At 75.4% G+C, this 26,726-nt stretch carries 22 protein-coding genes; 6 read left to right on the forward strand and 16 right to left on the reverse strand.

All coding sequences use genetic code 11. From position 1 onward, the window contains the following. Window positions 1–7: 7 nt before the first annotated feature. Window positions 8–997: a stage II sporulation protein M gene (locus QRT04_RS03565; RefSeq protein ID WP_289453542.1), complete on the reverse strand. Its 990-nt coding sequence runs from the start codon at window positions 995–997 to the stop codon at window positions 8–10. A gap of 189 nt (window positions 998–1,186) precedes the next feature. Between QRT04_RS03565 and QRT04_RS03570 the strand changes: the two genes are divergently transcribed. Continuing rightward, window positions 1,187–2,002: an RDD family protein gene (locus QRT04_RS03570; protein ID WP_289453543.1), complete on the forward strand. Its 816-nt coding sequence runs from the start codon at window positions 1,187–1,189 to the stop codon at window positions 2,000–2,002. A 68-nt stretch (window positions 2,003–2,070) separates the two neighbouring features. Here QRT04_RS03570 and QRT04_RS03575 read toward each other — a convergent pair whose 3' ends face one another. The 5 genes from QRT04_RS03575 to QRT04_RS03595 all read right to left on the reverse strand — a co-directional run bounded on the left by QRT04_RS03575 (window position 2,071) and on the right by QRT04_RS03595 (window position 5,421). Continuing rightward, window positions 2,071–2,991 (reverse strand): cation diffusion facilitator family transporter, encoded by a 921-nt coding sequence (locus QRT04_RS03575; RefSeq protein ID WP_289453544.1) that lies wholly within the window; start codon window positions 2,989–2,991, stop codon window positions 2,071–2,073. Between the two features lie 68 nt (window positions 2,992–3,059). Next, window positions 3,060–3,308 carry a Trm112 family protein gene (locus tag QRT04_RS03580; RefSeq protein ID WP_289453545.1) on the reverse strand — a complete coding sequence of 83 codons (249 nt, stop codon included), beginning with the start codon at window positions 3,306–3,308 and terminating at the stop codon, window positions 3,060–3,062. After that, entirely contained in the window at window positions 3,305–4,756 is a 1,452-nt protein-coding gene (locus QRT04_RS03585) for a phosphomannomutase/phosphoglucomutase (protein WP_289453546.1), read from the reverse strand. The genes QRT04_RS03580 and QRT04_RS03585 overlap by 4 nt, the downstream gene beginning before the upstream one ends. A gap of 19 nt (window positions 4,757–4,775) precedes the next feature. Continuing rightward, window positions 4,776–4,991, reverse strand: coding sequence for a hypothetical protein (locus QRT04_RS03590; RefSeq protein ID WP_289453547.1), 216 nt, complete (start codon window positions 4,989–4,991; stop codon window positions 4,776–4,778). 67 nt (window positions 4,992–5,058) lie between these two features. Beyond that, the gene (locus QRT04_RS03595) at window positions 5,059–5,421 is read right to left on the reverse strand and encodes a DUF3499 domain-containing protein (RefSeq protein ID WP_289453548.1); all 363 of its coding nucleotides are present in this window, start codon (window positions 5,419–5,421) and stop codon (window positions 5,059–5,061) included. Between the two features lie 137 nt (window positions 5,422–5,558). On the opposite strand from QRT04_RS03595, the gene QRT04_RS03600 reads away from it, so the two are divergent. Beyond that, window positions 5,559–5,993 carry a metallopeptidase family protein gene (locus QRT04_RS03600; protein ID WP_407653603.1) on the forward strand — a complete coding sequence of 145 codons (435 nt, stop codon included), beginning with the start codon at window positions 5,559–5,561 and terminating at the stop codon, window positions 5,991–5,993. A 22-nt stretch (window positions 5,994–6,015) separates the two neighbouring features. On the opposite strand, the gene QRT04_RS03605 is transcribed toward QRT04_RS03600, so the two are convergent. From QRT04_RS03605 to QRT04_RS03615, 3 genes are all read right to left on the reverse strand, one after another. Beyond that, a complete protein-coding gene (locus tag QRT04_RS03605) occupies window positions 6,016–7,806 on the reverse strand; it encodes a DUF5719 family protein (RefSeq protein ID WP_289453550.1) in 1,791 nt (596 codons plus the stop codon). Between the two features lie 14 nt (window positions 7,807–7,820). Beyond that, the gene (locus tag QRT04_RS03610; RefSeq protein WP_289453553.1) at window positions 7,821–11,360 is read right to left on the reverse strand and encodes a glycosyltransferase; all 3,540 of its coding nucleotides are present in this window, start codon (window positions 11,358–11,360) and stop codon (window positions 7,821–7,823) included. 77 nt (window positions 11,361–11,437) lie between these two features. Further along, complete coding sequence (locus tag QRT04_RS03615) at window positions 11,438–11,767, reverse strand: WhiB family transcriptional regulator (protein ID WP_289453556.1); 330 nt, start codon at window positions 11,765–11,767, stop codon at window positions 11,438–11,440. A gap of 228 nt (window positions 11,768–11,995) precedes the next feature. Here QRT04_RS03615 and QRT04_RS03620 point away from each other — a divergent pair, with 228 nt between their 5' ends. Beyond that, the gene (locus QRT04_RS03620; RefSeq protein ID WP_289453557.1) at window positions 11,996–12,706 is read left to right on the forward strand and encodes a TIGR03089 family protein; all 711 of its coding nucleotides are present in this window, start codon (window positions 11,996–11,998) and stop codon (window positions 12,704–12,706) included. A gap of 32 nt (window positions 12,707–12,738) precedes the next feature. Here the strand turns inward: QRT04_RS03620 and QRT04_RS03625 are convergent, their stop codons facing one another. Then, the gene (locus QRT04_RS03625; RefSeq protein WP_289453558.1) at window positions 12,739–14,826 is read right to left on the reverse strand and encodes a hypothetical protein; all 2,088 of its coding nucleotides are present in this window, start codon (window positions 14,824–14,826) and stop codon (window positions 12,739–12,741) included. Window positions 14,827–14,970: 144 nt separating this feature from the next. Here QRT04_RS03625 and rfbA point away from each other — a divergent pair, with 144 nt between their 5' ends. Further along, on the forward strand, window positions 14,971–15,840 hold the full coding sequence (gene rfbA, locus QRT04_RS03630) for a glucose-1-phosphate thymidylyltransferase RfbA (protein WP_289453559.1): 870 nt from the start codon (window positions 14,971–14,973) through the stop codon (window positions 15,838–15,840). Here the strand turns inward: rfbA and rfbD are convergent. Continuing rightward, window positions 15,837–16,691 carry a dTDP-4-dehydrorhamnose reductase gene (rfbD, locus tag QRT04_RS03635; protein WP_289453561.1) on the reverse strand — a complete coding sequence of 285 codons (855 nt, stop codon included), beginning with the start codon at window positions 16,689–16,691 and terminating at the stop codon, window positions 15,837–15,839. The two genes, rfbA and rfbD, sit on opposite strands and share 4 nt — an antisense overlap. A 135-nt stretch (window positions 16,692–16,826) precedes the next feature. Here rfbD and QRT04_RS03640 point away from each other — a divergent pair, with 135 nt between their 5' ends. After that, entirely contained in the window at window positions 16,827–17,444 is a 618-nt protein-coding gene (locus QRT04_RS03640; RefSeq protein WP_289453563.1) for a dTDP-4-dehydrorhamnose 3,5-epimerase family protein, read from the forward strand. 1 nt (window position 17,445) lies between these two features. On the opposite strand, the gene QRT04_RS03645 is transcribed toward QRT04_RS03640, so the two are convergent. From QRT04_RS03645 to QRT04_RS03660, 4 genes are all read right to left on the reverse strand, one after another. Next, on the reverse strand, window positions 17,446–18,591 hold the full coding sequence (locus tag QRT04_RS03645) for a hypothetical protein (protein WP_289453564.1): 1,146 nt from the start codon (window positions 18,589–18,591) through the stop codon (window positions 17,446–17,448). A gap of 62 nt (window positions 18,592–18,653) precedes the next feature. Continuing rightward, window positions 18,654–19,499, reverse strand: coding sequence for an ABC transporter ATP-binding protein (locus tag QRT04_RS03650; protein WP_289453566.1), 846 nt, complete (start codon window positions 19,497–19,499; stop codon window positions 18,654–18,656). A gap of 3 nt (window positions 19,500–19,502) precedes the next feature. Beyond that, window positions 19,503–20,501 (reverse strand): ABC transporter permease, encoded by a 999-nt coding sequence (locus tag QRT04_RS03655; protein ID WP_289453567.1) that lies wholly within the window; start codon window positions 20,499–20,501, stop codon window positions 19,503–19,505. 139 nt (window positions 20,502–20,640) lie between these two features. Continuing rightward, window positions 20,641–23,238 carry an N-acetylmuramoyl-L-alanine amidase gene (locus tag QRT04_RS03660; protein WP_289453570.1) on the reverse strand — a complete coding sequence of 866 codons (2,598 nt, stop codon included), beginning with the start codon at window positions 23,236–23,238 and terminating at the stop codon, window positions 20,641–20,643. A gap of 173 nt (window positions 23,239–23,411) precedes the next feature. Between QRT04_RS03660 and rfbB the strand changes: the two genes are divergently transcribed. Continuing rightward, window positions 23,412–24,413, forward strand: coding sequence for a dTDP-glucose 4,6-dehydratase (gene rfbB, locus QRT04_RS03665; RefSeq protein ID WP_289453571.1), 1,002 nt, complete (start codon window positions 23,412–23,414; stop codon window positions 24,411–24,413). A 70-nt stretch (window positions 24,414–24,483) separates the two neighbouring features. On the opposite strand, the gene QRT04_RS03670 is transcribed toward rfbB, so the two are convergent. After that, window positions 24,484–26,691, reverse strand: coding sequence for a SpoIID/LytB domain-containing protein (locus QRT04_RS03670; RefSeq protein ID WP_289453573.1), 2,208 nt, complete (start codon window positions 26,689–26,691; stop codon window positions 24,484–24,486). Window positions 26,692–26,726: the final 35 nt, after the last annotated feature.

Here is a 26,726-nt window from a genome sequence, read left to right on the forward strand (position 1 = left end):
GCGCGCGTCAGCCCGCGACCGCGACCGTGTAGCCCGCGCGGTCGGCCTCGAGGTCGCCGGTCTCGCCGGCCCGCACGGCTCGTCCGCCGAGCACGAGCACGTACGTCCAGAACGCCGCGAGGGCGACCAGCCCGACCGCGACCTTCGCGCCCCACGGCAGCCCGGACCCGGTGACGAAACCCTCGATCAGCCCGGACACCAGGAGCGTGCCGGCGAGCCCGATCGCGACCGTGAACAGCGCGCGCGCCTCGGCGGCGAGCGCACGCCCGCGGGGCCGCGGGCCGGGGGCGAGCCACGTCCAGAACACCTTGAGGCCCGCCGCCCCGGCCACGAACACCGAGGTCAGCTCGAGCAGCCCGTGCGGCGCGATGAGCTGGAAGAACACCCCGAGATGCCCGTAGTGCGCCATGAGGCCGCCGGCGGCACCGACGCCGACGGCGTTGGTGGCGAGCATCCACACCGGCCCCACGCCCGTGATGCCGGTGGCGACGCAGACGGCCGTGATCCACGCGTTGTTGGTCCACACCGTCGCCGCGAAGCCCACCCCCGGGTCGTAGTACGACGCGAAGGCCTTGTCGACGTAGTCCGCGCGCTCGGTGGGCGTCCCCATCGCCGCGAGCGCCTCCGGCTGCGTCGCGACCCAGACGCCCGCGATGACGGCGAGCGCAAGGAACGCGCCCATGACTGCGACGGTCCACCACCGGATCCGGTACAGCGCCGCGGGCAACCGCACCGCGAGGAATCGCGTGACGTCCCGCCAGCTCGGCTCGTGCGTCCCCGCGATCGCCGCCCTGGCCCTGGCCAGCAGCTGCGACAGCCGGGAGACGGTGGCGGGGTCGGGCGCGGCCGAGCGGATCACCGAGAGGTCGGTCGCCGCGGACTGGTACAGCCGGACGAGCTCGTCGGCCTCCGCACCCGTGCGCCGGCGGCTCGAGGCGAGCTCGTCGAGCCGGCGCCACCGGTCGGCGCGCGCGAGCTCGAAGGCGTCCAGGTCCACGCGCACAGCCTGCCATCCCGGCACCCCGCCCGACGGCTAGTCTGCGCACACCGTGGACGACCGGCGCGACCGGCGCGACCGGCGCGACCGGCGCGACCGGCGGGACCCGGACGGCCGCGGACGACGGTCGGCGCGGCCGCGCGTCGCGGACGCACGGCCAGCACGGGCGAGACGACAAGAGGGGGCGGCGTGGACGGCATCGTGATCGGCGAGGGCGTGCTCCTCGACGCGCGGCCGGCGTCCGTGCTGACGCGCGTCCTCGCGGCGCTCATCGACCTCGCGGTCCTGTTCGCCGGCGTGCTGGCGCTGTTCCTGCTGATCGGCCTGCTGCCGTTGCCCGACAGCGATGCGGTCGGTCGGGTGCTGGGCGTTGTCGTGATCGCGGGCGTGACCGTCGTGACGCCCACGGCGGTCGACACGCTGTCGCGCGGGCGGTCGCTGGGCAAGCTCGCCGTGGGCATCCGCATCGTGCGGGACGACGGCGGACCGATCGTCTTCCGGCAGTCCCTCGTGCGCGCGCTCGTGGGCGTCGTCGAGCTGTGGCTCACGTTCGGCTCGGTCGCTGTGATCTGCTCGGCCGTGCACCCGCAGGGCAAGCGCGTCGGGGACATCCTCGCGGGCACGTACGCGGTGCGGGTGCGCGGCGTCCGCCGCGACTCGTTCGTCGTGCTGATGCCGCCGCGGCTCGCCTGGTGGGCCCGCAGCGCGGACGTCGCGCGCCTGCCCGACGGCCTCGCTCTCTCGGTCCGGCAGTTCCTCGCGCGCGCGCCCCAGCTGCACCCCGGGTCCCGCGTGGAGCTCGGCACGGCGCTGACGCGCGAGGTGGAGCGCTACGTGCGCCCGCTGCCGCCGGCAGGCACGCACCCCGAGGAGTTCCTCGCCGCGGTGATCGCCGAACGTCGGGACCGCGAGCTGCACCGGCTGCACCGTGAGGCGCAGCTCGAGGCGGCCGAGGCCGCGCTGGTGCAACGCCTCCCCCACGAGATCCCGGACCCGGTCGACTGACGGCCCGGCCCGGTGCGCGCTCGGCGTGCGGCGCCGCCGGACGCCGGGTGCGTCGAGCGGGTGAGCCGTCAGCCGACCGCGCGGCGCAGGTCCGGCTCGAGGTAGATGACGTGGGCGATCGGCACCGCGGCGCGCACCCGCTGCTCCGCGGCGTCGATCGCGGAGGCCACGTCGGCGGCCGACGTCGCCGCGGGCACCTCGATCTTCGCCGCGACCAGCAGCTCGTCCGGCCCGAGGTGGAGCGTGCGCAGGTGGATCACGGACGGCACCCCGGGGCCGACGAGCGCGCCGCGGATGGCGTCGACGTGCTCGGCCGTCGCCGACTCCCCCACCAGCAGCGACGTCGTCTCGATGGCGAGGACGACCGCGATCGCGACGAGCAGCAGGCCGATGCTCGCGCTGCCGAGCGCGTCCCACCGGCCGTCGTGCGTGATCAGCGTGAGCCCGACACCGAAGAGCGCGAGCACGAGGCCGACGAGCGCGCCGCTGTCCTCGAGCAGCACCACCGGCAGCTCGGGCTCCTTCGCTCCGCGCACGTACTGCACGAGCGAGCGGTCGCCGCGCAGCTTGTTCGTCTCGCCCATCGCGGTGCGGAACGACAGCCCCTCGAGCACGATCGCGACGCCGAGCACGGCGAGGGGCACCCACCACCACCGGCCCTCGATCGGGTGCGGGTCCTGCCACTTGTGCCACGCCTCGTAGAGCGCGAACAGGCCACCGAGCGAGAACAGCACGATCGACACGATGAACGCGTACATGTACCGCTCGCGGCCGTAGCCGAACGGGTGCTCCGCGTCCGGCGCGCGCTTGGCGCGCCGGCCGCCGAGCAGCAGCAGGAGCTGGTTGCCCGAGTCCGCCACCGAGTGCACAGCCTCCGCGAGCATCGAGCTCGACTGCGTCAGCAGGAACGCCACGAACTTGGTGACGGCGATCCCGATGTTGGCGGCCAGTGCCGCGACGATCGCCCTGGTCCCGCCCTCGTGCGCCATGCGCCGACCCTAGCCGCCCGGCCCCGACCACCCCGCGCGCGTCCGAGGGGATGACCGCCGGGTCGGCGTCAGGCGCGCAGCGACCGCGCCTCGTCGGCGAGCAGCACCGGGATCCCGTCGCGGACGGGGTACGCGAGCGGGTTGTCCGGGTCCGTCGAGTGCAGCTCGGGCTCGCCGTCGGGGCCGGTCGCGTCGACGAGCGTCGCGCCCGTCACGGGGCACCGCAGCAGGTCGCGGGCCCACTGCTCGAACACGACGGGCGTCGCGGCGGGAGTCTCGTCCGGCGTCGGCGTCGGCGTCGCGGCGTCGCTCGTCATGACTCCCCCTGGCGGACCAGCGCGAGCACGTCGTCGCGCACCTTCTCCATGATGTCCTCGTCGGCGGCCTCGACGTTGAGCCGCAGCAGCGGCTCGGTGTTCGACGCGCGGAGGTTGAACCACCACCGCGGGTGGCCGTCCCAGTGCGACACGGTGAGGCCGTCGAGCTCGTCGACCTCGACCGGGCCGGCGCCCTGCTGCGTCACGTACGCCTCGACGACGCGCGCCCGGGCGGCCTTCACCGACGCGACGCGAGAGTTGATCTCACCGCTCGCCACGTACGGCTGGTAGACCTCGGCGAGCGCCGACAGCGGGTGGGGCTGGCCCCCGAGCGCCGCGAGCACGTGCAGCGCCGCGAGCATGCCGGTGTCCGCGAAGAAGAAGTCGCGGAAGTAGTAGTGCGCGCTGTGCTCGCCGCCGAAGACGGCCTCGTTCTCCGCCATCTGGGCCTTGATGAACGAGTGGCCGACGCGCGTGCGGACGGTCCTGGCGCCGGCCGCAGTCAGCAGGTCGGGCACGACCCGCGACGTGATGAGGTTGTGGATCACGGTGGGCGTCGCGTGGCCCGCCGCCTGCTCGCGGGCGACCTCGCGGAGGCCGACCAGCGCCGTGATCGCGCTCGGCGACACCGGGTCGCCGTTCTCGTCGACGACGAAGCACCGGTCGGCGTCGCCGTCGAACGCAAGGCCGAGGTCCGCGCCGTGCTCGACGACCGCAGCCTGCAGGTCGCGCAGGTTCGCGGGCTCGAGAGGGTTCGCCTCGTGGTTCGGGAACGTGCCGTCCAGCTCGAAGTAGAGCGGGACGACGTCGAGCGGCAGCTCGGGGAGGCCGGCACCCGTACCGAGCACGGCCGGGACCGTGAACCCGCCCATGCCGTTCCCGGCGTCGACGACGACCTTGAGCGGGCGGATGCCCGACAGGTCGACGAGCGAGCGGAGGAACGCGGCGTACTCGGCGAGCATGTCGCGCTCGGACACGGTGCCGCGCTCGTCGTCCGCGACGGCCGGTACCGAGGTGCCGAGGTACTCGCCCGCGAGCTCGCGCACGCGCGCCAGGCCGGTGTCCTGCCCGACGGGGCGTGCGCCCGCGCGGCACAGCTTGATGCCGTTGTACTGCGCGGGGTTGTGGCTCGCGGTGAACATCGCGCCCGGCGTGGCGAGCGAGCCGGACGCGAAGTACAGCCCGTCCGTCGAGCACAGGCCGATCAGCACGACGTCGACGCCGCGGCCGGCGATCCCGTCGGCGAAGGCCTCGACCAGCTCGGGGCCCGAGGGGCGCATGTCGTGGCCGATGACGACGCTCGACGCGCCCTCGGGGACGGCGACCACGTCGGCGAAGGCGGCGCCGATGGCGCGCGCGACGTCGGCGTTCAGCTCCTCGGGGACCACCCCCCGCACGTCGTAGGCCTTGATCAGGGCGGACAGGTCGACGGCGTCAGACGAGGGCACCCACGGATCCTAGCGGCCGTCAGCTCTGCTTCCCGGGCCCCATGACGTCCTCCCGCGGCAGCGGCGACCCGTCGCCGTCGAGCGCGAACCAGTTGGTCTGCTCGCACGACGGGCACGAGACGAACACCGCGGGCCGGCCGCCCGAGATCGTCATGCGGATGCGCGTCAGCTCGGTCTCGCCGCACCGCAGGCACGCGTGCGTGCCCGGCACGACGATCGACTGCGGCTGGCTCACCGAGCCCAGTGGCTCGGCGTGGGCGTCCCGACCGCGGCCGGCGTCTCCCTTGCGGCGTGCCACGCGCTCAGCCCTCCCCGCGCAGGACGCGCAGGTGGCCGCGGCGCGGCGCCTCGGCGAGGCCGACGGGCTCCGCGACGGGCTCGGCCAGGTGGCGCGGACGGCCCGCCTCGCGGACCGCGTCGGCGAGCGCGAGCAGGTCGTCAGGGCTCGGGGGCGCCGGCGCGAACTCCGGCGTCAGCCGCACGACCTCCCAGCCGCGCGGGGCGGTGAGGCGCTCGGCGTGCCAGTCGCACAGGTCGTACGAGTGCGGCTCCGCCGTCTGCGCCAGCGGCCCGAGCACGGCCGTCGAGTCCGAGTACACGTAGGTCAGGGTGGCCACGGCCGCACGGCCGCACGCGGTGCGCGAGCACTGCCGGACGGATCTCACGCGCTGACCGTACAACGCCCCGCCCACACCGCCTCGCCCACACGCGGGACCGGCCCGCGGGCGTCGCGCCGGACTACAGTGCAGCCGTGCCCGACCGGTCCCGACGCGTCCCCGACCGCGCCCGCCGCGCGCTCGGCATGCCGGGCGCCGCCGTGCAGCCCGTCCGCCGGCGCGACCGTCGCGGCCGCGGCCCGCGCGGCCCCCTCATGCCGGCGACGATGCCCGCGTACCGCACGCGGGCCGAGCGGTTCGACGACCTCGTGCTCGACGCCGTCGAGCGCCTCGAGCGCCGCTGGGCGCGCCAGCTGGACGGCACCGAGTTCGCCGTCGAGGACGTGCCGCCGTCGAACCCGGCGCCGTGGGAGCGCGGCGGCGTGCCGCTCGGCCGGTACTTCCCCGCCGACGCGGGCCTGCCCGCGCGCATCGTCGTGTACCGGCGCCCCGTCGAGGCCCGCGCGCACGACCCGCTCGACCTCGCCGACCTGGTGCGCGACGTGGTCGTCGAGCAGGTGGCGCACATGCTCGGGCGTTCGCCTGAGGACGTCGACCCCGGGTACGACGCCGGGGACTGACGCGCGGCGGCCCGCGTCCGGGCTACCGGATCCCGGCCCGCGACTCGCGCTGGACCGCGACGTCGGGCGTCCCCGCCGCGACGGGCACCGGGTCGAGCACCGAGACGAGCTGGCCGTCCGGCCGGTCGACGGTCGCCACGAGCGCCCACGCGAGGCGCACGTGCGCTCCGGCGTCCGTCACGAGGTCGACGCCCGTGACGACGGGCCCGGCGGTCGGCGGCGGCGTCGCCGGTGCGGTGGACGTCGGCGGCGGGTCGGGCGCGAACCACGTCTGCGCGCCGCCGAGGTTGGTGGGCAGCGCGGGCGTCGGGTCGTCGGTCGGGTCGTCGCCGGCGTCGTCCGCCGAGTCCGGCGTCGGGGGCGCGACCGCGAGCGTCTCCTCCCCGCTCGCGAGCGACGCGAGCGACCACGCGCCCGTCGAGCCGGCGGCGATCCGCACCGGACGCGTCGCGAGCACCGCGCCGCCCGCGCCGAGCACGCGCAGCGTCCCGGTCGCGTCGCCCGTCACGCCCGTGCCCGCGACGCCGGAGAGCACGAGCGACCCGGTCGCGCCCGCGGGCAGCGCCACGACGCCCGAGCGGCCGGGATCGGCGGTGGCCGCCCACGCGCGGTCGATCATCGTGCCGCCGCCCTGCGGTGCGGCGCCGCCGCGTCGCGTGACGACCGCCGAGGCGAGCAGCGGGCGGTCAGCCCGGACCACTGCCGTGTACGCGCCCGGGGCGAGGCCGCCGAGCGGCACGTCCGTCACCGAGCCGCCGGCGAGCGTCACCGCGTCGGCGCCGGGCAGCCGCGTCGGGCCCCCAGGCCCGAGCAGCGTGATCGTCGCCCTGGTGCCCTTCGAGCCCGGCACGAGCAGGCGCAGCGCAGGTCCGACCGCGTCCGCGGCGGTGCTCGCCGTGACGGACACGCCCGGCACCACCTGCTCGACCGCGGGCTGCGTGCCGGCGACGACGAGGTCGGTGCCCGTCGGCGTGAAGCCGTCGAGCGACGAGTCCTGCACGAACGCTGCGACGCGGCCGCCCGACGCGGTCACGTGCACGGCGACGCGGCGCTGCTGCGCGGCGAGCGCCCCGAGGTGGAGCACGCGCTGACCGCGGGGCGCGACGAGGTACTCGTCGGTCGACAGGTCCGCGAGCCCGTTCGGTCCCCAGACCTGCACCGTGACCTGGGCCGGTGTGGAGCCCGAGTTGACCAGCACGAGGTGCGCCGTGCTGCTCAGCTCGGTCGAGCCGCCGAGCAGCCACGCGTCGGCGCTGGGCGCCTGGCACGAGGCGGCGACGAGGCCGCGGAGGTCACCGGCCGTGACGAGCGACGCGCTCACGCCCGCGAGGCGCGCCGCCGTCCCGTCCCCGGGCTCGGCCTGGACGACGAGCGGCGCCGTCACGTTCGGCACGGTCGCCGAGCCGGCGCCTGCGGGGATCGTCGCGAGCATGCTCGCCTGCGTCAGCGGCAGGATCGCGCCCGGCCCGTCGGACGGGCCGGCCGTCAGCGCGGACACGCCCGTGACGGGCGCGACCGGGACGGGGTTGAACGCCGAGTCGCCGCGGCCGGCGTTCGTCGGCAGGATCGGGCTGCCCGGGCAGACGAGCGACGCCGTCGCGGCCGGCACGGGCACGCGCGTCGCCGCGACCGACTGCTCGTCGCGTGCGGGCAGCCGCGTCGCCGCGACGACGGTCGCGCCGACGAGGCCGAGCACCGCGACTCCCGACACCGCGCGCACGACGCGGCCCGGCCAGACCCGGCCCTGCCCGCCCGCGCCGGTCGCGCCACCGGCGCCCGGCGTGCCGCCGAGCGGCCCCCGGTCCTGCTCCATGTCCCGCTCCCCGTTCACGACCGGCCAGCCCGACGGCGGCGCAGCGGCAGCGCCAGGAGCACGGTGACGAGGCCCACGACTCCCTGGGCCGCCAGCCACGGCGTGCGCGACGGAGAGCGGTACGACACCTGCAGGTGGCCGCCGGCGGCGCCGACGGCGAACGTCTGACGCCAGCCGTCGTCGACCGCGCGCAGCGCGTGGCCGTCGAGCGTCGCGTGCCACGCCGAGCCGCGGCGCTCCGCGAGCACGAGCTCGCGGTCCGCGCCGCCGGGGGCGATCGTCGCGTCGACGGAGCGGCCCGAGGCGGGCACCGCGACGGCGGGAGCCGCGGCGTCGGAGACGTCGGCGCCGCCCGGCAGGAGTCGCGCCCAGGACGTCACGACGTCGGGCGCTGCCTGGCCCGACCGGTCGGCGGTCGCCTGCACGCGCCAGAGCGTGCCCGCGGCGTTGTCGGTCACGCGTGCCAGTCCCGCCGTCGCGTCGAGGCGGCCGACGAGCTCCTGCCGCGCGGCCCGCGCCGCGTCGGCCGCGCCTGCGGGCGCGACCGGGACGAGCACGTCGGAGACCGCGAGCGCGCCGAGGCGCCCCGCGACGTCCCCCGACGACGCGCCGGCCACGCGCGCCACGACCCCGTCCACCTCGGTGGTCGCCGGGTCCGCGGGGGCGGGCGTCACGTCGGTCGCGCCGCCGTCGAGCGTGCGCGTCGCGACCGCCGCGGCCTGGTCGGCGAGCTGGGGACCGTCGGCGCGCAGCAGCTGCCACCGGACGACCGCGTCCCCGGCGGCGGCCGGCTGCGCGGTCAGGCTGAGCACGCGCGAGGCGTCCGGCGACTCCTGCGCCTGCTGGCCGACCGCGGGGACGACCGGGCGGTCGAGCGTGTGCAGGGCGACCGCGTCGGCGCCGCGCGCCTGCCACGCCCACGACGCGAGCGACGCCACCGGCACGAGCATCGCGACCGCCGCGACCAACCCGGCCGCGAGCTGGCGCCGGCCGAACGTGAAGCGCGCGAGCCGCTCGACCAACCGGTCGGCGCCGACCGCCGCTGCCGCGAGCATGCCGAGCAGCGCGAGCGAGAGCGCGGGACCCGCCCAGCCGTGCACGACGGTGCCGTCGTCGACGGCCACGGGCAGCGCGACGGAGGCGGTCGCCGCCGCGAGCCCGACCGCGACGACGCACCAGGCGGCCCGCACGGCTCGTGCCGCCGGGGTGCCGCGCAGCAGCGCGAGCACGGCGAGACCGAGCACGACGGCGGTGAGCGCGAGCGGCCACGCCGTGGCGAGCAGGCCGTGGATGCCGTCCGGAACGAGCACCGACGGGTTGTCCGGCAGGCCGAGCAGGCGGTGAACAGGATCCGAGCCGGTCGACGCGACGGGCAGGCCCGCCGGGTCCGCTGCGAGCAGCCGCCACCCGGCGGACCCGCGGTGCAGCACCGACGCGAGCAGCGGCCCGAGCAGCACGAGCGCGGGCAGCGGCACGAGCAGCACGCGACCGCGCCGGCGCGGGACGGAGACCGCCACGACGAGCAGCGCGAGCACGCCCGGCACGAGCAGGGCGGGGGCGGCCGCGGCGACGACCGCGAACGCGAGGGCGGCCCCGGCCGCGGCCGCGACGGACCCGGTGGGGTCGGGTGCGCCCACCCGGACGAGCGGCACCTCGTCGACGCGCGGCGTCGAGCCGCTGATCGGCGGGCGTGGCGTGGGCAGCGCGACCGGCCGCCGCAGCGCCGGCGCCGCCTCGTCCTCGTCGTCGGGGAACCACGGCACGTCGGGCTCGTGGTCGTGGTTGGCGGTCGACACGCCCGAGAGGACCTGGTCGACCCGCTGGACGCCGACAGCGCGAGCGAGACCGAAGGCGACCCATGGCAGCGCGGCGTGCGCGAGGACCGCGCCCAGCCGGCCCGAGCCGAGCGCGAGCAGCAGCGCGGGCGCGGCGACCCAGGCGAGCGCGACCCACAGGCGCACCCCGACCGAGCGCGTGGCGGCGCCGGCGGCGGCCCACGCGCCCAGGCCGGCCAGCACGAGCGACCCGAGCAGCAGCAGCTTCACGACGGCCGCGAGCGACCCGGTGACGGCGACCGGGAGGGCCAGGACCGTCAGCAGCGCGTCGGCGGGGCCGCGCGCGCCGAGCCCGTCCGCGACCCACCCCGACGTCGCCGCGCTCCACACGTCGGCCAGGCCGCCGGACGCCGAGGCGAGCGCGGTGCCGAGCAGGTGCGCGCCGCCGACGGCGGGTCCCACGAGCGACCCGAGGCCGACCACCGTGACGCCGACGAGCACCGCGGCGAGCGCGCCGAGCGTCACACGGCGGCGCGTGGCCAGCGCGCGGAGCTCGGACAGCTCGAGCTCGCTCGGCGCCTGGACCACCTTGCGCGACGCCGCCCGCGCGAGGCGGCGGTCACGCCACTGCTCGTAGACGTCGCGCAGCCCGGCCTGCAGCGGGCGCAGCCGCCGGCGCGCGAGGCGGCGGGTGCGCGTCGCGGTCACGCGCGCGCGGACGACGGCGGGGACGGCGAGCAGGGCCGCGAGCGCGGCGCGCATCTCGCCGACCGCGAGCCCGGGCTGCTTGACGGCGAGCTGGCCGCAGGCGCGCAGGATCGCCGCGACGAGGGCGACGAGGCCCACCACGGGCAGCGCCGGCAGCGGCGCACCCACGAGGCGCTGGTGCAGCACGGAGCGGCGGCGCGCGACGAACGAGCGCCGCGGGTCGGCGCGGTCGTCCTCGCCGTCGCCGTCGGCGTCGACCCCCTGCGGGCCGACCGCGTCCGGGTCGGTGGCGTCCGCCGCGGCGGCCACCCGGCCACGCAGCCCGAGGTAGGAGGCCTGCGCGTGGCGGACGACGGCGCCGGGCACGACGACCACGCGGTACCCCGCGAGCCGCGCGCGTCGCGAGAGGTCCACGCCGTCGCCGAAGGGGCCCAGCGCGGGGTCGGTGCCACGCAGCTCGTCCCAGACATCGCGCTTGACCAGCGCGCCCGCGAGCCCGACGGCCAGCACGTCGTCGCGCCCGTCGTGCTGGCCCTGGTCGAGCTCGCCGGGTTCGACGTCCGTCATGCGCCGCCCGAAGCGCGACGTGCGGACACCGACCTCGAGCAGCCGCTCGGGCTCGGTCCACGTGCGCTGCTTGGCGCCGGCGACCGCGACCGACGGCGCCCGGCCCACGGCCCGCACCAGCTCGGCGAGCGCGGTCGGCGCAGGCGCCGAGTCGTCGTGCAGCAGCCAGACCCACGGCGTCGCCGGGCCGTCGTCGGCCGCGAGGGCCGCGCGCACCGCGTGGCCGAACGTCCGGGCGCCCGGCGCCTCGACCGACAGCAGCAGGGGCGACTCGACACCGGCGAAGGCGGCGGCCAGCTCCGCGCCCAGCCCGGCGTCCGGCACGGGCGCGGCGTCGACCAGCAGCACGCGCACGGGCCGTCGCGTCTGCGCGGCGAGCGCGCGCAGCGTCGTCGCGAGGTACGGCGTGCGCCCACGCGTCACGACCACCGCGGTCACCGGCGTGACGACGGGGACCGAGGAGGTCGCCGTGGAGGGGCCGGCGGCCAGGATGGTGTCAGTCATGCTCGGGTCATCGTGCCGTCGCCCTCGCGCGTCGCCGTCCGCGACACGCCCGGGAGCCGCGGATGCTCAGCCGAGGTTCAGACGACGCGCCGCTTGAGCTTGCGCCGCTCGCGCTCGGACAGCCCGCCCCAGATCCCGAACCGCTCGTCGTTCGCGAGCGCGTACTCGAGGCACTCCGCCCGGACGTCGCAGCCCGAGCACACCTTCTTCGCCTCGCGGGTCGAGCCGCCCTTCTCGGGGAAGAACGCCTCGGGGTCGGTCTGGGCGCACAGCGCGCGCTCCTGCCACCCCATCGGCCCGTCGTCCTCGACGGTCTCGAACAGGGACAGGACGTTGGACGGCTGAGCCGGGGCGGGACGCGCCGCGTCCGACGGGAAGGCCCCCTCGTCGTCGAGCAGGTTCCACATGCGTGCCTCCGGTGCTGGGTTGCTGGTCGTGCGTCTGGGGCTGTGAGGCCGTGCTGCGGGGCTCACCTTCGAGCACCGCGTGGTGTTGCTCGCGTTCCGTGGATCGGTTGCGTGAAATTACACGCGTGTCGTTCGCGAGCGTCAAGCGGAGCCGTGGTAGTTGTCCCGCTTTGTCGGGTGAACTTGGGCGATGCGGGGCACTTCGGCGTGTCGCCCTAGGCTGAACGGGTGCCGCCGACGACCATCGCCGACCTGCTGACCCTCCTCGTCCGCGAGCCGGGGCGTCCCCGCCTCACCTGGTACGGCGACGACCACGAGCGCGTCGAGCTCTCGGGCGCGGTGCTCGAGAACTGGGTGCACAAGACGGCGAACCTGCTCGTCGAGGAGTTCGACGCCGGCCCGGGCACCCGCGTGCGGCTCGACCTGCCCGGCCACTGGCGCACCGTCGTCTGGGCGCTGGCCACCTGGCGCGTCGGCGCCGGCGTCGTGCTCGACGACGCGCCGCACGACGTGCTCGTGACGGCCGACGCGGCGGACGCCGGGGCCAGCCGCGCCCGCGACGTGGTCGTCGTGACTCTCGCCGCGCTGGCACGCCGCTCCCCCGACCCGCTGCCGGCCGGCGCGGTCGACGCCGCCGCCGCCGTCATGACCTACGGCGACGTGCTCGCCTGGGCGCCCGACGTCGAGCCCTCGGCCGCGGCGCTCCTGACGCCCGCCGGAGCCACGCCGCACGCCGGTCTCGCGGACCTGCTCGGCGCAGCCGACGAGCCTGGTGCGCGCCGCCTCGTCGTGCTCGGTGCCGACGAGCCCCTCGGCTCGCTGCTCGCGGTGCTCGCGACGCTCGGCGCGGCCGGGTCCGTCGTGCTCGCCACGCCCGCCGCGGTCGCCGACCCGCAGGCGCGCGAGCGGCTCGTGGCGAGCGAGCGCGTCACGGCCTGAGCGCCGTCCCGGTGAGCGGGCGAACGCGGCCGTCAGCCGCCGAACCCCGCGACGTGGCCGTCCTCCTGCACGATGCCGCCGTGCGCGACCGACTGGCGGTACCGGTTCTGCGTCGGCGGCCCGGTGAGCGACCGGCCGATCTCCGTGGTGCGCGCGAACGCGAACTCCTCCCCCGGCGTACCCGCCCACGGCAGGTCGCCCAGGTCGAACGACACGGCCGCGACGTCGCCCGGCCCCCACGCGGCGCGCACCGCGGCGAGCTGCGCGGCCGTGGGCGCCTTGCTGAGCTCGACGACCTCGACGTCGCACAGCACGCGCAGGGTCGCGAGGTAGTAGAACGGCGCGCTGTGGACCCAGACGACACGGTCCACGTGGTGCGCGCGCAGCTCGGCGCACACGGCCTCGGCCTGCGCCCGACGACCGTCGAGGTCCCGCGTCGACGCCGACACGTGCCACGCGAGCACGGGCGTCGCGAGCATGACGCCCGCGAGCGCGACGCCGACCACCTGCCACGCCGCGCGCCGCGCGCGCCAGAGCCGGGCCGCGACCCAGCCCGCGACCACGAGCAGCCCCGGGATCGTCACCGGCAGGAAGCGCCGCACCGCCCACAGCTGGTCGGGCGTGATGTTGGCGCGGACCAGGTAGAGCAGCGACCCGCCGACGACCACCACGGCGAGCGTCCACGCCGCCGGGTCCCGCCGGACGAGCGCGCGCCGCACCAGCAGCGCGAGCCCGACGGCGGCCGCGGCGACGACCGGCCAGCCGACGTACCAGGCGAGCCACGCGACGGTGTGCTCGTCGTACGAGCGCAGCGGATCGACCGGGAGGCCCTGCGTCCGCTGCAGCAGCGCGACCGCCTCGGGCACGCCCGTGCCGGGCGTGTTGTGGCGCGACACCAGCCACAGCGGCCGCGACGCGAGCAGGATCGAGACGACGCCGACGCCGACGGCGGCGGCCGTGCCGAGCATGCGGCGACGTCGGAGCACGAGGCGGCGGACGGGGCGGGTCGCGCGCGGCCACGCCAGCAGCGCCAGGACCACGACGACGCCCGCGACGGCCGCCGGCACGAGCATGCGCAGCTGCGACTCCTGCTGCCGCGCGTACGCCCGGCTGAGCAGCCACACGTCGAGCACGCCGAGCGCACCGAGCGCCGCCGCGACGACGATCGCGACCGCGATCCCCGGCACGAGCGCGCGGCGGCCCTCCCGCGGCACGACGGCCCAGCCGACGCCGCCGAGCGCCAGCGCGAGCGCCAGCACGAGCAGCGCGCCGTCGATGCGTGACGCCGCCGCGACGCCCACGAGGCCCCCGCCGAGCGCGAGCGCGCGCCACGACCGCTCCCGCAGCCCCGCGTGCAGCACCGCGAGCGCGCCGAACGCGAGCGCCACGACGAGCGGCTCGCTGTACGCGGCACGCGTGAAGACGAGGAACGGCAGGCACAGCGCGAGCGCGCCGGTCGGCACGAGCGCCCAGAGCGGGCCGGTCCAGCGCCGGGCTGCCGCGAACACCGCGACGAGCCCCACGGCACCCACGACCAGGTTCCCGCCGACCACGGCGTCGTCGCCGCCGACCCAGCCGAGCACCGCCAGCAGCGCGGGCAGCATCGTGTCGCCCTGCGCGTGCAGCGAGCCGCCGACCAGGTCGAACGCCTGCACCGACGCGTGAGCCGCGGGCACGGCAGCCTGGACGGCCGCGGCGCCACCCACGGGGATGGCCGCGCTCGCGTGCGTCCGCAGCCACAGGCCCTCGAGCGTCAGGAAGCCGGGGTCGCGGTTGACGACGACGTAGTCGGCGACGAAGTGGGCCGACACGAGCAGCCAGATCCCGACCAGGACGAGGGTCGCGACGACCGCCCAGCGGTCCGCCCGGCCGCGACCGGGGGCGCCGGGCACCGCGCGCCACGTCAGGGCCGCGAGAACGAGCACGAGCGGCACCACGACGACGGGCCGCAGCTGGCCCGCCATCACCGCGAGCAGCCCGCCCAGCGCCAGGCAGCCGAGCAGCACCGGCAGCCGGTCGGGGAGCTCGACGAGCAGCCGCAGGCCGCGCTCGCGCCAGGTCGCGCGCGACGCGCGCACCACCGCCGGGGTGCTGCGCCCCGTCGCCGTCGGCGTGGTCACGTCCGCGTCGTCCCGTCCTCGTCCGGCTCGTGCGTCCGCGAGGGACCACGCGCGCCGGTGCGCGCGCCCCTGCGTGGCGTCGGCCGATGCTAACGGCGGCGGCATGGCCCCTGCGCACCCGCGCCATCGGCCAAGATGGTGGCCATGCGAGGGATCATCCTGGCCGGCGGCTCCGGCACGCGGCTGCACCCCATCACGCTCGGCGTCAGCAAGCAGCTCGTCCCGGTCTACGACAAGCCGATGATCTACTACCCGCTCAGCACGCTGCTGCTCGCGGGGATCCGCGACGTGCTGGTCATCACGACGCCGCACGACGCCGAGCAGTTCCACCGGCTGCTGGGCGACGGGTCGCAGTTCGGCATCACGATCGAGTACGCCGTGCAGGCCGAGCCCAACGGCCTGGCGCAGGCGTTCGTGCTGGGCGCCGACTTCATCGGCGCCGAGCGCGCGGCGCTCGTCCTCGGCGACAACATCTTCTACGGGCCGGGCCTCGGCTCCCAGCTGCAGCGGTTCTCGACCGTCGACGGCGGGGCCGTGTTCGCGTACCGCGTCGCCGACCCGACCGCGTACGGCGTCGTCGAGTTCGACGCGTCCGGCCGCGCGCTGTCGATCGAGGAGAAGCCGGCCCAGCCCAAGAGCCGGTACGCCGTGCCGGGCCTCTACTTCTACGACAACGACGTCGTCGCGATCGCCCGCGAGCTGCGGCCCAGCCCGCGCGGCGAGTACGAGATCACGGACGTCAACCGGACGTACCTCGAGCACGGTCGCCTGCAGGTCGGCATCCTGCCGCGCGGCACGGCGTGGCTCGACACCGGCACGTTCGACTCGCTGACGGACGCCGCCGACTACGTGCGCACCGTCGAGCGCCGCCAGGGCATGAAGATCGGCGTGCCCGAGGAGGTCGCGTGGCGCCAGGGCTTCCTGTCGGACGACGAGCTGCGCGTGCGCGGCGAGGCGCTCGCCAAGTCCGGCTACGGCACCTACCTGTTGGGGCTGCTCGACGCGGACGACTAGGGCCGGCCGGCGAGCACCTCGGGGGCCGCGGCGGCCCAGCGGTGCTCCCAGTCGCCGATCGGCTCGACGCCCACCCGGTGCAGCGCGTCGTGGCCGAGCACCGACCACGCGGGCCGCGGCGCGGGGCGCACGAACGCGTCGCTCGTCGTGGGGCGCACCGTCTCGGGGTCCATGCCGGCGGCGGCGACCACCTGCTGCGCGAACGCGAACCACGACGCCGCGCCCGACGACGTCGCGTGGTAGGTGCCACCCGGCGCTTCCGCCGTGACGAGCCGCACCAGGAGGTCGGCGACGTCGCGCGTCCACGTCGGCTGGCCGACCTGGTCGTCGACCACGTCGATGCCGCCGCGCTCGGCCGCGACGCGCGCGATGGTCCGCGGGAAGCACGCGCCGCCCGCGCCGTAGAGCCACGCCGTCCGCAGCACGAGCGCGCCGGGGTGCTCGGCACGCACCGCCCACTCGCCCGCGGCCTTGGTGCGGCCGTAGGCCGACCGCGGGGCGACCGGCGCGTCCTCGGCGTAGGGCTCGCGCGCGTCTCCCGCGAACACGTAGTCCGTGCTGACGTGCACGAACGCCGCGCCGTGCACCCGCGCGGCACGCGCCACGTGGGCGGCCCCGACGGCGTTGACGGCGAACGCCGCGGCCTCCTGCGTCTCGGCGGCGTCGACGGCGGTCCAGGCGGTCGCGTTCACCACGACGTCCGCGCCGGCGAGCGCGTCGAGCGCCGCGTCCGGCTCGGTGACGTCGAGCGCCGCCCGGTCGAGCGACCGCACCTCACGGCCCGAGCGCTGCAGCAGGTCCACGACGTCGCTGCCGAGCATGCCCCGTCCTCCGACGACGACCCAGCGCACGCGATGCTCCCCTCCGCCGGCCGCCCGACGCGCCCGGCCCCGCCAGGCTAGTCAACGCCCGGCGGCGCCGGCCCACGGTCCCTCCGCGCCGGACGGGCGGTCGCGGCACGCACCCCGCCAACTACGCTCGCCGCCATGGAGTACCGCGAGCTCAGCATCCCCGGCGCCTGGGAGATCACGCCCCGCCAGTTCGGCGACCCGCGCGGCGTGTTCCTGGAGTGGTTCAAGGACGCACCCTTCGCCGAGCGTGCGGGCCACGCGCTCACGCTCGCGCAGGCCAACCTCTCGGTGTCCGCGGCGGGCGTCGTGCGCGGCGTGCACTTCGCCGACGTGCCGCCCGGTCAGGCCAAGTACGTGACGTGCGTGCGCGGCGCCGTCCTCGACGTCGCGATCGACCTTCGCGTCGGCTCCCCCACGTTCGGCCGGTGGGACACCGTGCTGCTCGACGACGTCGACCGCCGGGCGATCTACCTCTCCGAGGGGCTCGGGCACGCGTTCATGTCGCTCGAGGACGGCTCGACGGTGACGTACCTGTGCTCGACGGGCTACGCGCCGGACCGCGAGCACGGCGTCCACCCGCTCGACCCGGAGCTCGCGATCGCGTGGCCGACCGTCGGACGCGACGGCGGTCCGCTGACGCCCGCGCTGTCGGACAAGGACGCGGTCGCGCCGTCGCTCGCGGACGCGCTGGCCGCCGGCCTGCTGCCGCCGGCGGCCGACGTCGCGGCCTACGTCGAGTCCCTCCGGGGCTGACCTAGCGGCCCTGCACCTGCGCGACGCGGTCGAACGCCCGGGCGAGGACGGCGTCCTTCTCGTACGCGCGGGTCAGCGGGACGTCCGGGTGGTGCCGGTCGAACGACTTGCGCTGCCACGCGAGCTTCATGGCCCGGAACTGACGCCCGACGACCACGTCCGAGAACGCGCTGTGGTTGTTGCCGACCGAGTGGATCAGCAGCTGGTGCCTGTCCTCGAGCCGCGGCAGGATCGCCGCCCACTTGGGCGTCGAGAGCGGCTTCTCGGGCAGGTAGTACAGGTAGTCGGCGTAGGTGCGCGTCTTCGCGTCCGTCGGGTGGCGCTTGACGGCCGGCTCGATGAAGCGCTGCTTGAACCGGACGACGCCGTGCGGGTCCTCGTCGGCGTGGGCGAAGATCGACCTGCCGTCGTCGGCGAGGAAGAGCTCGTCGAGGTCGGCGATCGTCACCGCGCGCGCGGACCGCAGGAACCGCCGGCGGCAGTGCTCCCACGCGACGTACTGGCAGTAGTCGGAGTCCCACGGCTGCCCGTTGGAGAACGCCGGGACGCCGTACTTGTACGGCCAGTCGACGATCACGACGGTCTCGAGCCCGCGGATCCCCTGCAGCGCCTCGGCGATGTCCTCCATGCGGTACAGGTTCGAGCGCATGTCGTAGAGCGCGAGCGCCTGCACGTCGTTGACGGACACGTAGAACGACGCCCAGTCACGGATCCAGTGGAGCTCGTTGTTGCGCTGCATCGCCGCGAGCACGTTCATGCCGTCGAACAGCGAGCTCAGGTCCGAGCGGATCCGCACCGACGCCGAGTGGTCGACGTCGTAGTCGACGAGCAGGTCGTCGCCCTGGTTGTGCCCGGCGATGACGCCGCGCTGCGCGCGGTTGAGGGCGGTGAAGGAGGGCGCCGGCACGGGAGCGCCGTCGAGCGAGTACGACGCGCCCGCGAACCGCTCCTCGAGGTTGAGCAGCGGCGGACCGACGAGCACGAGGTCGTCGCCCGACCGGAAGACGTCGCAGAACACGGTCTGCGCGTCGAACCGCTCGAGGTAGTCGGGCTGCTGGAACTCCGGCTCGCGGGGCGGCAGCCGACGGATGTTGGCGTGCGGCGGGAGCACGAGCTCGCTGGTACGGATGATGCGGAAGTCGGTCACGGCGTTCGGAGATTCCTCTCGCGCGCGCACGGGTCGCGCGTCGGCAGTGGTACCAGGTGGCGTCAGCGCTTGTCGGACGCCCGGACGAACGCGCGGTACGCCTCGCACACGTCGTGCGACGGGCCGTCCATCACGAGCTTGCCCTGGTGGATCCAGAGCGTACGCGTGCACATCGCCTCGACGGTCGCGAGCGAGTGGCTCACGAGGAAGACGGTTCCCGCGTTGTTGCGGATCTCGTCGATGCGTTCCTTGCTCTTGTTCCGGAACGCGGCGTCGCCGGTCGCGAGCGCCTCGTCGATCATGAGCACGTCGGGCACCGCGGCCGACGAGATCGCGAACCTCAGCCGCGCACCCATGCCGGACGAGTACGCGTCCATCGGCATGTAGATCGCGTCGCCGATCCCCGAGTAGTCGACGATCTCGTCGAACCGCTCGCGCACCTGGGTCGGCGTGAGCCCCAGCGCGAGGCCGCCGATCATGATGTTCCGCTCGCCCGTGAGCGAGCCCATGAGCACGGCGTTCACGCCGAGCAGCGACGGCTCGCCGGACACGAAGACGGACCCGGCGGTCGGCGGGTGCAGGCCGGCGATCGCGCGCAGCAGCGTGCTCTTGCCCGAGCCGTTGACGCCCACGATGCCGATCGACTCGCCGTGCCGAGCGACGAACGAGATGCCGCGGACCGCCTCGACCGACGTGATCGCGCCGACGTGCTCGCGGCTGCGGTCGAGCGCGCGGCGCACGCGGCGCTGCTTGGCGCTGCCGGTGCCGACCTTCTTGCCGCCCCACACCTTGTAGGTGATGTAGAGGTCGTCGACGACGAGCGACGGGGTCCCGAGCTCCTTGTTGAGGGTCGCGAAGCTGAGGTCGTCGGCGTCGACCTCGAAGTCGATCTCCTGCGGCATGCTCATGTGTCAGTCCCGCCCGTAGCGCTGCTCGCTGCGCCAGAAGTAGAGGAAGCCGCCGACGAGGAACAGCAGGGCCCAGACCACGCCCGCGATCCACATGGACGGCGCGTCGATCGGGATCGACGGCTCGTTCAGCACGGTCGAGCGGCAGAGGTAGAGGTACACCGCGACGGGCTGGTACTGCAGCACGTGGGAGATGCCCGGGTGCGTCACGAAGTGGCTGATGCTGAACAGCACGCCCGAGCCGTACATGACGAACCGCAGGACGAACGGGATCACGTTCTCGATGTCGGGCGTCACCGCGACCCACCGCGCCGTGATGAAGGCCATGCCGGTGTTGAACATCCACATCAGCACGATCGCGACCGGCAGGAACAGGAGCCGCCAGGTGATCGGCACGGGCGCGTAGCCCGGCATGAAGCCGGACAGCCAGGCGACCACGCACATCACGGCCAGCGCGGGCGCAAGCGTCGCGGCCTCGGTGACGACGGACGACACGGGCAGCGCCGCCCGCGGGAAGTGCACCGAGCGCACGAGGCTGAGGTTGCCCTTGATCGACCGCCCGCCCGCGCTCACCGACGCGTCGAAGAAGCGGTAGATGAACGTGCCGACCACGATGAACGCGATGCCGTTCGCCGTACCGCGCGTGGTGTGCACGAGCAGGCCGAAGATGATGACGTACACGATCGCGTTGAGCAGCGGGTTGAGCACGGCCCACGCCTGACCGAGGTACGACCCCTGGTTGCGCGCGTACGCCTTCGCGGACCCCAGCTCGCGGATGAACGCGCGGCGCGCCCACACGGACCGGATGTACTCGCGCAGCGGCGGGCGCACCCCCATCTGGCGCAGCCCGCTCGCCTCCGCGATCTCGCGCATCGCGTCCGGAGCCAGGAGCGGACCGAGCGGCTCGGGGACGGCGCCGGCCGTCGGGACGACCAGCGGGTGCTGCGGCACGTCGATGCCGTCGGGCACCGCCTGCAGCCCCGCGCCGTCGCGCGCGGTCAACCCTGAGGACTGAGCAGGGGCTGACACAGTCGTGGGGACCAATCTGTCGGGGGCATGACCGTGGGCGACCCGAAGGCCCGCCGATCTTCCATGGTAACGGCGGTTGCTGGGTCGACCGACCGCGGCCCGCGCGCCCTGCTCAGCGCGCCAGGACGACGGCCGAGACCCGCACCGGCTTGTGGTCCAGCGTGCGCAGCACGACCGTGCCGGCCCGCCCCGAGGGCAGGTCGAGCACCGCCACCCGGTGCAGCTGGTGGGTCGTCGCCGCCGTCGAGATGGTGCCGACGCGCTTCCCCGCGACGTAGACCGCGAGCCGGCCACGGCCGGGCGCCGCGTCGACGACGACCGCGACGTGCCGCACGCCGACGCCCCGCGGATCGGCCGTCAGCGTGCGACCTGCCGTCGACGCCCGGTACTCCTTGTTCGCGTACGCGCGCGTCACCGATGCGACCGTCCAGCCCGCGGACCGCGTGAGGTCGGCCCCGGCGAGCGGCCGGGTCGTGATCGCGTACCGGGCGAGCGGGCTCCGGCCGCCGGCGCCGACCGCGCGCACGGCGAACGCCCACGAGTAGCCGCGCGTCGTGAGCCGCACGGTCGCGGAGGTCGAGGTCGAGGTCGCGACCCGCGTCCACGTCGACGTGAAGCCTGTGCCAGGGGCCGCGTGACGCGCCATGACCTCGTACGACGTCGCGCCGCTCGCCGCGTGCCAGCGCAGCCGGAGGCTCGAGCCGAGCTTGACGGGCGCCTCGCCGCGCGCGATCGCGACGGCGACCGGGCGCGCGGGCGGCAGGGCGTTGCTGAGCGACGGGTCGGTGACCCGCGGCCGCGGGAAGCCCAGCCCGACGACGTCGACCGTGCCCGCCGAGCGCTGCACCGTCACCGTCCCGGTCACCACGTGCGGGAGCGTCAGCGTCAGGGTGCGCACCTCGGACGGGCCGCCCGCGGGGACCGCGAGCCGGCCGAGCGCGGTGCCGCCCGACGAAACCGCAAGCTCGCCCGCCACGTCCCCGCGGACCCGCACCACCAGCGCGCGCGCCTGCGCCACCTTCACCTTGAGCGCGGCCGGGGCGTCGGCGCGGTAGGACGTGACGCCGCCGTCGGTCCGCGCGGCCCACGCCGACGACAGGGTCACCGCGGACCACGGGACGGCGCGCGACACCTGCGCGATCTCGGTCACCGGGCCGCGCCGCCCGCTCGCGTCGAGGCCGCGCACCGCGATCGCCCGCGTCCGGCCCGCATCCGTCGTCACCTTCGCCGACGTGCCCGCGACCGTGGCGTAGACCGTCCACGACCGCAGGTCCGGGCCGTTCTCCGCGAGCGCCGACGAGCTGGTCAGCACCTGGTAGCGCACCGCGCCGGCGACGGGCTTCCACGCGTAGGTGGCCGAGCCCGCCCACTGCACGGGGTACTGCGCCGCCGTGGGCGCCACCGCCGCGGGGGCCGCGAGCGGCGGCCGCGGCGAGCCGTAGCTCGCGACCGCGGCGTCGACCTTCGCTGCGACGACCACGCGGATCGTGGGGAGCTTGGCGTACAGGTTCGTGCCCGGGCACGCCGTGCCGTTGGTGTCGCGGTGCCCGAGGAGCACCGGGACGGTCACCTTGGCGCCCGCCTTGGCCCGGGTGTCCGACCCGGTGCTGGTGCCGGTGATCAGCGTCGTGCGGCCGCGCACGTCGAGCTTGTGCGCGTACGCCTCCCACGCGAAGACCCGTTCGATCGACGCGACCATCGCCGACGACGGCTTCGCGGTCTGGAAGTTCCCGATCGCCGACACGCCGATCGTGTCGGTGTTGTAGCCGCCGGCCTGCGCGCCGATCGGCAGGTCCGCGATCGCGTCGCGGCGACCCTGGTAGATCGTGCCGAACCGGTCGACGAGGAACTGGTAGCCGATGTCCGGCCAGCCGCGGCCCTTGACGTGGAACGCGAAGATCGCGCGCACCTGCGCCGCCGCCTGCGCCTTCGTGTAGGTGTTCGAGCCCGCGGTGTGGTGGAGGTACATCGCGCTGAGCCGCGACGACACGTCGGGCCACGGCGAGCCGAGCGACTCGTCGGCGCCCCACTGCGCGCGCGTCACGATCCGCGGCCGGAGCACGTCGCCGGTGGCCGCCTGCGCCGACGCCGCCGGCGCGCTCGGCTCTGCCTGACCGTCCGCCGGCGACGAGCCCGGGTCGACGAGGTCCACCCGGAGGCCACGCGGCGCGGGCGCCCCGTCCGCCGTGGACACCCGGACCTGCACGCCGTCCGCGCCGTTCGTCAGCAGCGGCTCGGTCCCCGGGCGCTCCCCCGGCACGCCCTCGACCGTCTGCGTGAGCGACTGCCACGCGCTCCACCGACCCTGCTCGCGCACGCGGAGCGCGACCTCGCTCACGGTGACGTCCTGGCCCGGGTCCCAGGTGACGCCCGCGGCGACGAAGTGCGCCGTCGCGGTCGGCGCGTCGAGCGCGGCCACGTCCGCCGGGTCGGCGGGCGCCGGCGTCGCGGGCGGGTCGGACGGCAGCGGCACGGCGGCGTCCGGGTCGAGCCGGTTCGCCACCGCTGCGGGCACCTCGCCCGACGCCGCGGCGGCGAACGCTCCGCGGGCCCGGGCCGCCGCGCGGTCGACGCCGTGGACGGCAAGGCGGTGCAGCTGGGGCGCGACGGGGCGGGGCGCGGCCTGCGCGGCGTCGAACGAGACGGTGGGTGCGACCAGCCCGGTCGCGGCGAGCGCGACCACGACGGTCGCGCGGACGACGAGGTGCACGGCGGTCCCCTCCGGCGGTGCTCACCCACCGGCGTTGGTGGGCACAGGGCAACCATTCTGAGCACGGAGTCACCCCTTCGAGCGAACGGCCAGGTCACGGTGCGCGTCGTGCGGCCCGGCCGGGCCCGGCGGCAGGCACCCGCCCGTCCGAGGCGCCCGACTAGGCTCGCGGCGTGTCCTCACGCATCCTCGTGACCGGCGGCGCCGGCTTCATCGGCGCCAACTTCGTCCACCAGACCGTCCGCGAGCGTCCCGACGCGGCGGTCACCGTGCTCGACGCGCTCACGTACGCGGGCGACGAGCGCAGCCTCGCGCCGGTCTCCGGCCGCGTCCGGCTCGTCCAGGGCGACGTCGCCGACGCCGCGCTGGTCGACCGCCTCGTCGCCGAGAGCGACCTCGTCGTGCACTTCGCGGCCGAGTCGCACAACGACAACTCCCTGCACGACCCGACGCCGTTCGTGCACACCAACGTGATCGGCACGTTCACGCTGCTCGAGGCCGTGCGCCGGCACGACGTGCGGTACCACCACATCTCGACCGACGAGGTCTACGGCGACCTCGAGCTCGACGACCCGGCGAAGTTCACGCCGACCACCCCGTACAACCCGTCGAGCCCCTACTCCTCGACCAAGGCGTCGTCCGACCTGCTGGTCCGAGCGTGGGTCCGGTCGTTCGGCGTGCGCGCCACGATCTCCAACTGCTCGAACAACTACGGGCCGTACCAGCACGTGGAGAAGTTCATCCCGCGCCAGATCACCAACGTGGTCGACGGCGTGCGCCCCAAGCTCTACGGCACGGGCGCGAACGTGCGCGACTGGATCCACGTGGAGGACCACAACGCCGCGGTGTGGGCGATCGTGGACCACGGCCGGATCGGCGAGACCTACCTGATCGGCGCCGACGGCGAGTGCGACAACCGCACGGTCGTCGAGACGATCCTCGAGCTGATGGGGCAGTCGGCCGACGCGTACGACCTGGTGAACGACCGCCCGGGGCACGACCTCCGGTACGCCATCGACGCGTCGAAGCTGCGCGACGAGCTCGGCTGGACGCCGCGCTACCGCGACTTCCGGTCCGGGCTCGAGGCCACGATCGGCTGGTACCGGGACAACGAGGCCTGGTGGCGGCCGCAGAAGGACGCGACCGAGCAGAAGTACGCGCAGCTCGGACGCTGAGCCGAGACGGAAGCGCGCGCCGACCCTCGCGGGCGGCGCGCGCTTCGTGCGTCGTGGCTCCGGTCGCGCTCTACGCGGTCCCGGTGATCGACGAGACCCAGGCGGCGCGCACGGCGCCCGTCGCGTACGCGTCGAGCTTGGAGCGCATCGTCTCGGTCTTGCCGGAGATGGTCGACGTGGCCCCGGTCGACGACGTCGCCGTCATCGACTTGAGGCCGCCGCCCGCGTAGTGGGTCAGCGAGATGTTGACGACGTTCGTGAGCCCGAAGAGCTTGGCGGCGTTCGCCTGGGTCAGCGTCGCGGTCCACGAGGCGTACGGGTTGTCGACCCCCGCGGCCTTGCTGTACGGGTCGGACACCGAGCGCAGGTAGTCGAGCGCGCTGACCCAGACGTCCTCGCTGTTCAGCGTCGCCCCGCCCGACGACGAGAAGTAGTACGCGCGCAGCACGTTGCCGCTCGGGTCCTCGAGCACCTTGCCCTGGCCGGACGAGTCGACCGTCGCGTTCACGGCCGCGACCCAGAGCTTGCCGTAGACGGCGCTGGTGCCCTCGTTCTCCTTCTTCCAGCCCGTGAAGTTCTGGTCGCGAGCGTCGTCGACGAGGTTGCAGCCGCAGTCGGAGCGCAGCCCCGCCTTGAGCTGGATCTCGGCGTAGGACCGCGCGGCGATCACCTGCGCCTGGAGCGCCGCGGCGCCGCCGTTCTGCGCCCACGAGGACGGCATCTCGGCGATGCCGTACAGGTACTCCGTCTCGAGCTTGAGCGTGTTGACCACGTTGACGGAGGTCGAGCCGCCGACCGTGAGCTGGCTGATGGTCAGCGAGCCGTGCCGGTACGCGCCCTGGGCGCCGCGAGCCCCGGACGGGCCCGCGAGCGTCACGTACGGCGTCGAGCTGCCGCCCGAGACCGTGGCCCACGTCAGCTTCATCGACGTGGCCGAGCACGCGGCCGTGGTCGAGGTGCCCGCGTAGGCGCTGATCTTCGGTGCGGCGGTCGTACCGACGGCCTTGAGCGTCACCGTGCCGGTCTTCGCGGTGCACGCCGCCGGGAGGGCCGCGCCGCTGCCGTCGACGAGCGTCCAGGAGCCGCCGTTGACGGTCGCCGTCACGGACTTCTGGTTGTCGGCGTAGGAGCTGCCGTAGTCGGCGTCGGGCCCGTAGACCTGCACGGCGATCGTCGTCGACGCGGACTTCCCGTCCAGCGCCACCTTCGAGGCCGTGCCGGTGGTGCCGCCGTAGTAGTGGCCCAGGATGTGCGCGACGTCGTTGCCCGCCTGCGCCATGCCGTACGCGCCGTACTGGGACATGCCGACGCCATGACCCCAGCCGGAGCCGTGGATCGTGTAGCTGGGCCAGGTGGTGACCGCGACGTTCACCTTCACGGCCGCGCTGGTCGAGGTCGGCGCCACGACGCGGTAGGAGCGCGGCGTCACGGGCTTGAGCGACAGGGTCGCCGTGCCCTTGGTCACCGCGACCGTCCTGACCGTCGACCACGTCGAGCCGGTCTTCTGCTGCAGCGTGATCGAGCCCGTCGCGGCCTTGCCGGCGGCGTACCAGCTGATGGTCGCCGTCGTCGTCGACGTGGAGTTCGGCAGCGACGTCGACGAGAGCGCGATCGCGGACCAGTCGCGGTCGACCGTGACGGTGCGCGCGGCGCTGTGGATCGTGCCCCGTGCGATCCGGTAGGTCGTCGTGCTCGTGGGCTTGAGCGTCACCGAGCCCTTGCCGGGGGCCGGGAGCGTCAGCTTGGCGGCGGTCACCCAGCTGGAGCCGGACTTGCGCTGGAGCGTGACGGCGCGGCCCGACTGCTTGCCGTCGAGGGTCATCGCGATGTTGAGCGTCACGGACTTGCCGACGGGCAGCACGGCGGTGGGCGCCTGGAACGAGATCCAGCTCCGGATCACCGTGACGGTCTTCGCCGGGCTCGCGCCCGTGGTCGAACGCCACCGGTACGTCGTCGTCGCCGCCGGCGTGACGCGGAGGCTGCCCTTGCCGTTCGTCACCGTGGTGCTCGCGACCTTGACCCAGCTGGTGCCCGACTTGCGCTGCAGCTTGAGCGTGCCCGTCACGGGCTTGCCTGCCTTGGTCCAGCCGGCGCTGATGGTCACGCCGCTGCCCAGGTGGACCGACGACGCCGAGGAGATCGTCAGCTGCTCCCCCGTCGCCGCCTCGGCCGCGCTCGGCAGCCCCACGACGAGCAGCGCGACGGCCGCGAGAACGGTGGTGGCGACCGCGGCGAGCCGGCGGGCGCGGGTGACGGCGTTGTGACCCCTGTGACGCATGAGGCCCAGTGTGACGGTTGTCCCGGCCGACGACC

The sequence above is a fragment of the Cellulomonas alba genome, assembly GCF_030362835.1.
GTDB lineage: Bacteria > Actinomycetota > Actinomycetes > Actinomycetales > Cellulomonadaceae > Cellulomonas > Cellulomonas alba.

What these genes read in the sequence shown, in the direction of transcription:
- QRT04_RS03615 (WP_289453556.1), bottom strand. Translation starts at nt 11,767, where the DNA reads ATGTGGAACCTGCTCGACGACGAGGGGGCCTTCCCGTCGGACGCGGCG.
- QRT04_RS03650 (WP_289453566.1), bottom strand. Translation starts at nt 19,499, where the DNA reads ATGAGCATGCCGCAGGAGATCGACTTCGAGGTCGACGCCGACGACCTC.
- QRT04_RS03670 (WP_289453573.1), bottom strand. Translation starts at nt 26,691, where the DNA reads ATGCGTCACAGGGGTCACAACGCCGTCACCCGCGCCCGCCGGCTCGCC.
- QRT04_RS03600 (WP_407653603.1), top strand. Translation starts at nt 5,559, where the DNA reads ATGCCGGGCGCCGCCGTGCAGCCCGTCCGCCGGCGCGACCGTCGCGGC.
- rfbA (WP_289453559.1), top strand. Translation starts at nt 14,971, where the DNA reads ATGCGAGGGATCATCCTGGCCGGCGGCTCCGGCACGCGGCTGCACCCC.
- QRT04_RS03580 (WP_289453545.1), bottom strand. Translation starts at nt 3,308, where the DNA reads ATGACGAGCGACGCCGCGACGCCGACGCCGACGCCGGACGAGACTCCC.
- QRT04_RS03575 (WP_289453544.1), bottom strand. Translation starts at nt 2,991, where the DNA reads ATGGCGCACGAGGGCGGGACCAGGGCGATCGTCGCGGCACTGGCCGCC.
- QRT04_RS03605 (WP_289453550.1), bottom strand. Translation starts at nt 7,806, where the DNA reads ATGGAGCAGGACCGGGGGCCGCTCGGCGGCACGCCGGGCGCCGGTGGC.
- QRT04_RS03640 (WP_289453563.1), top strand. Translation starts at nt 16,827, where the DNA reads ATGGAGTACCGCGAGCTCAGCATCCCCGGCGCCTGGGAGATCACGCCC.
- QRT04_RS03610 (WP_289453553.1), bottom strand. Translation starts at nt 11,360, where the DNA reads ATGACTGACACCATCCTGGCCGCCGGCCCCTCCACGGCGACCTCCTCG.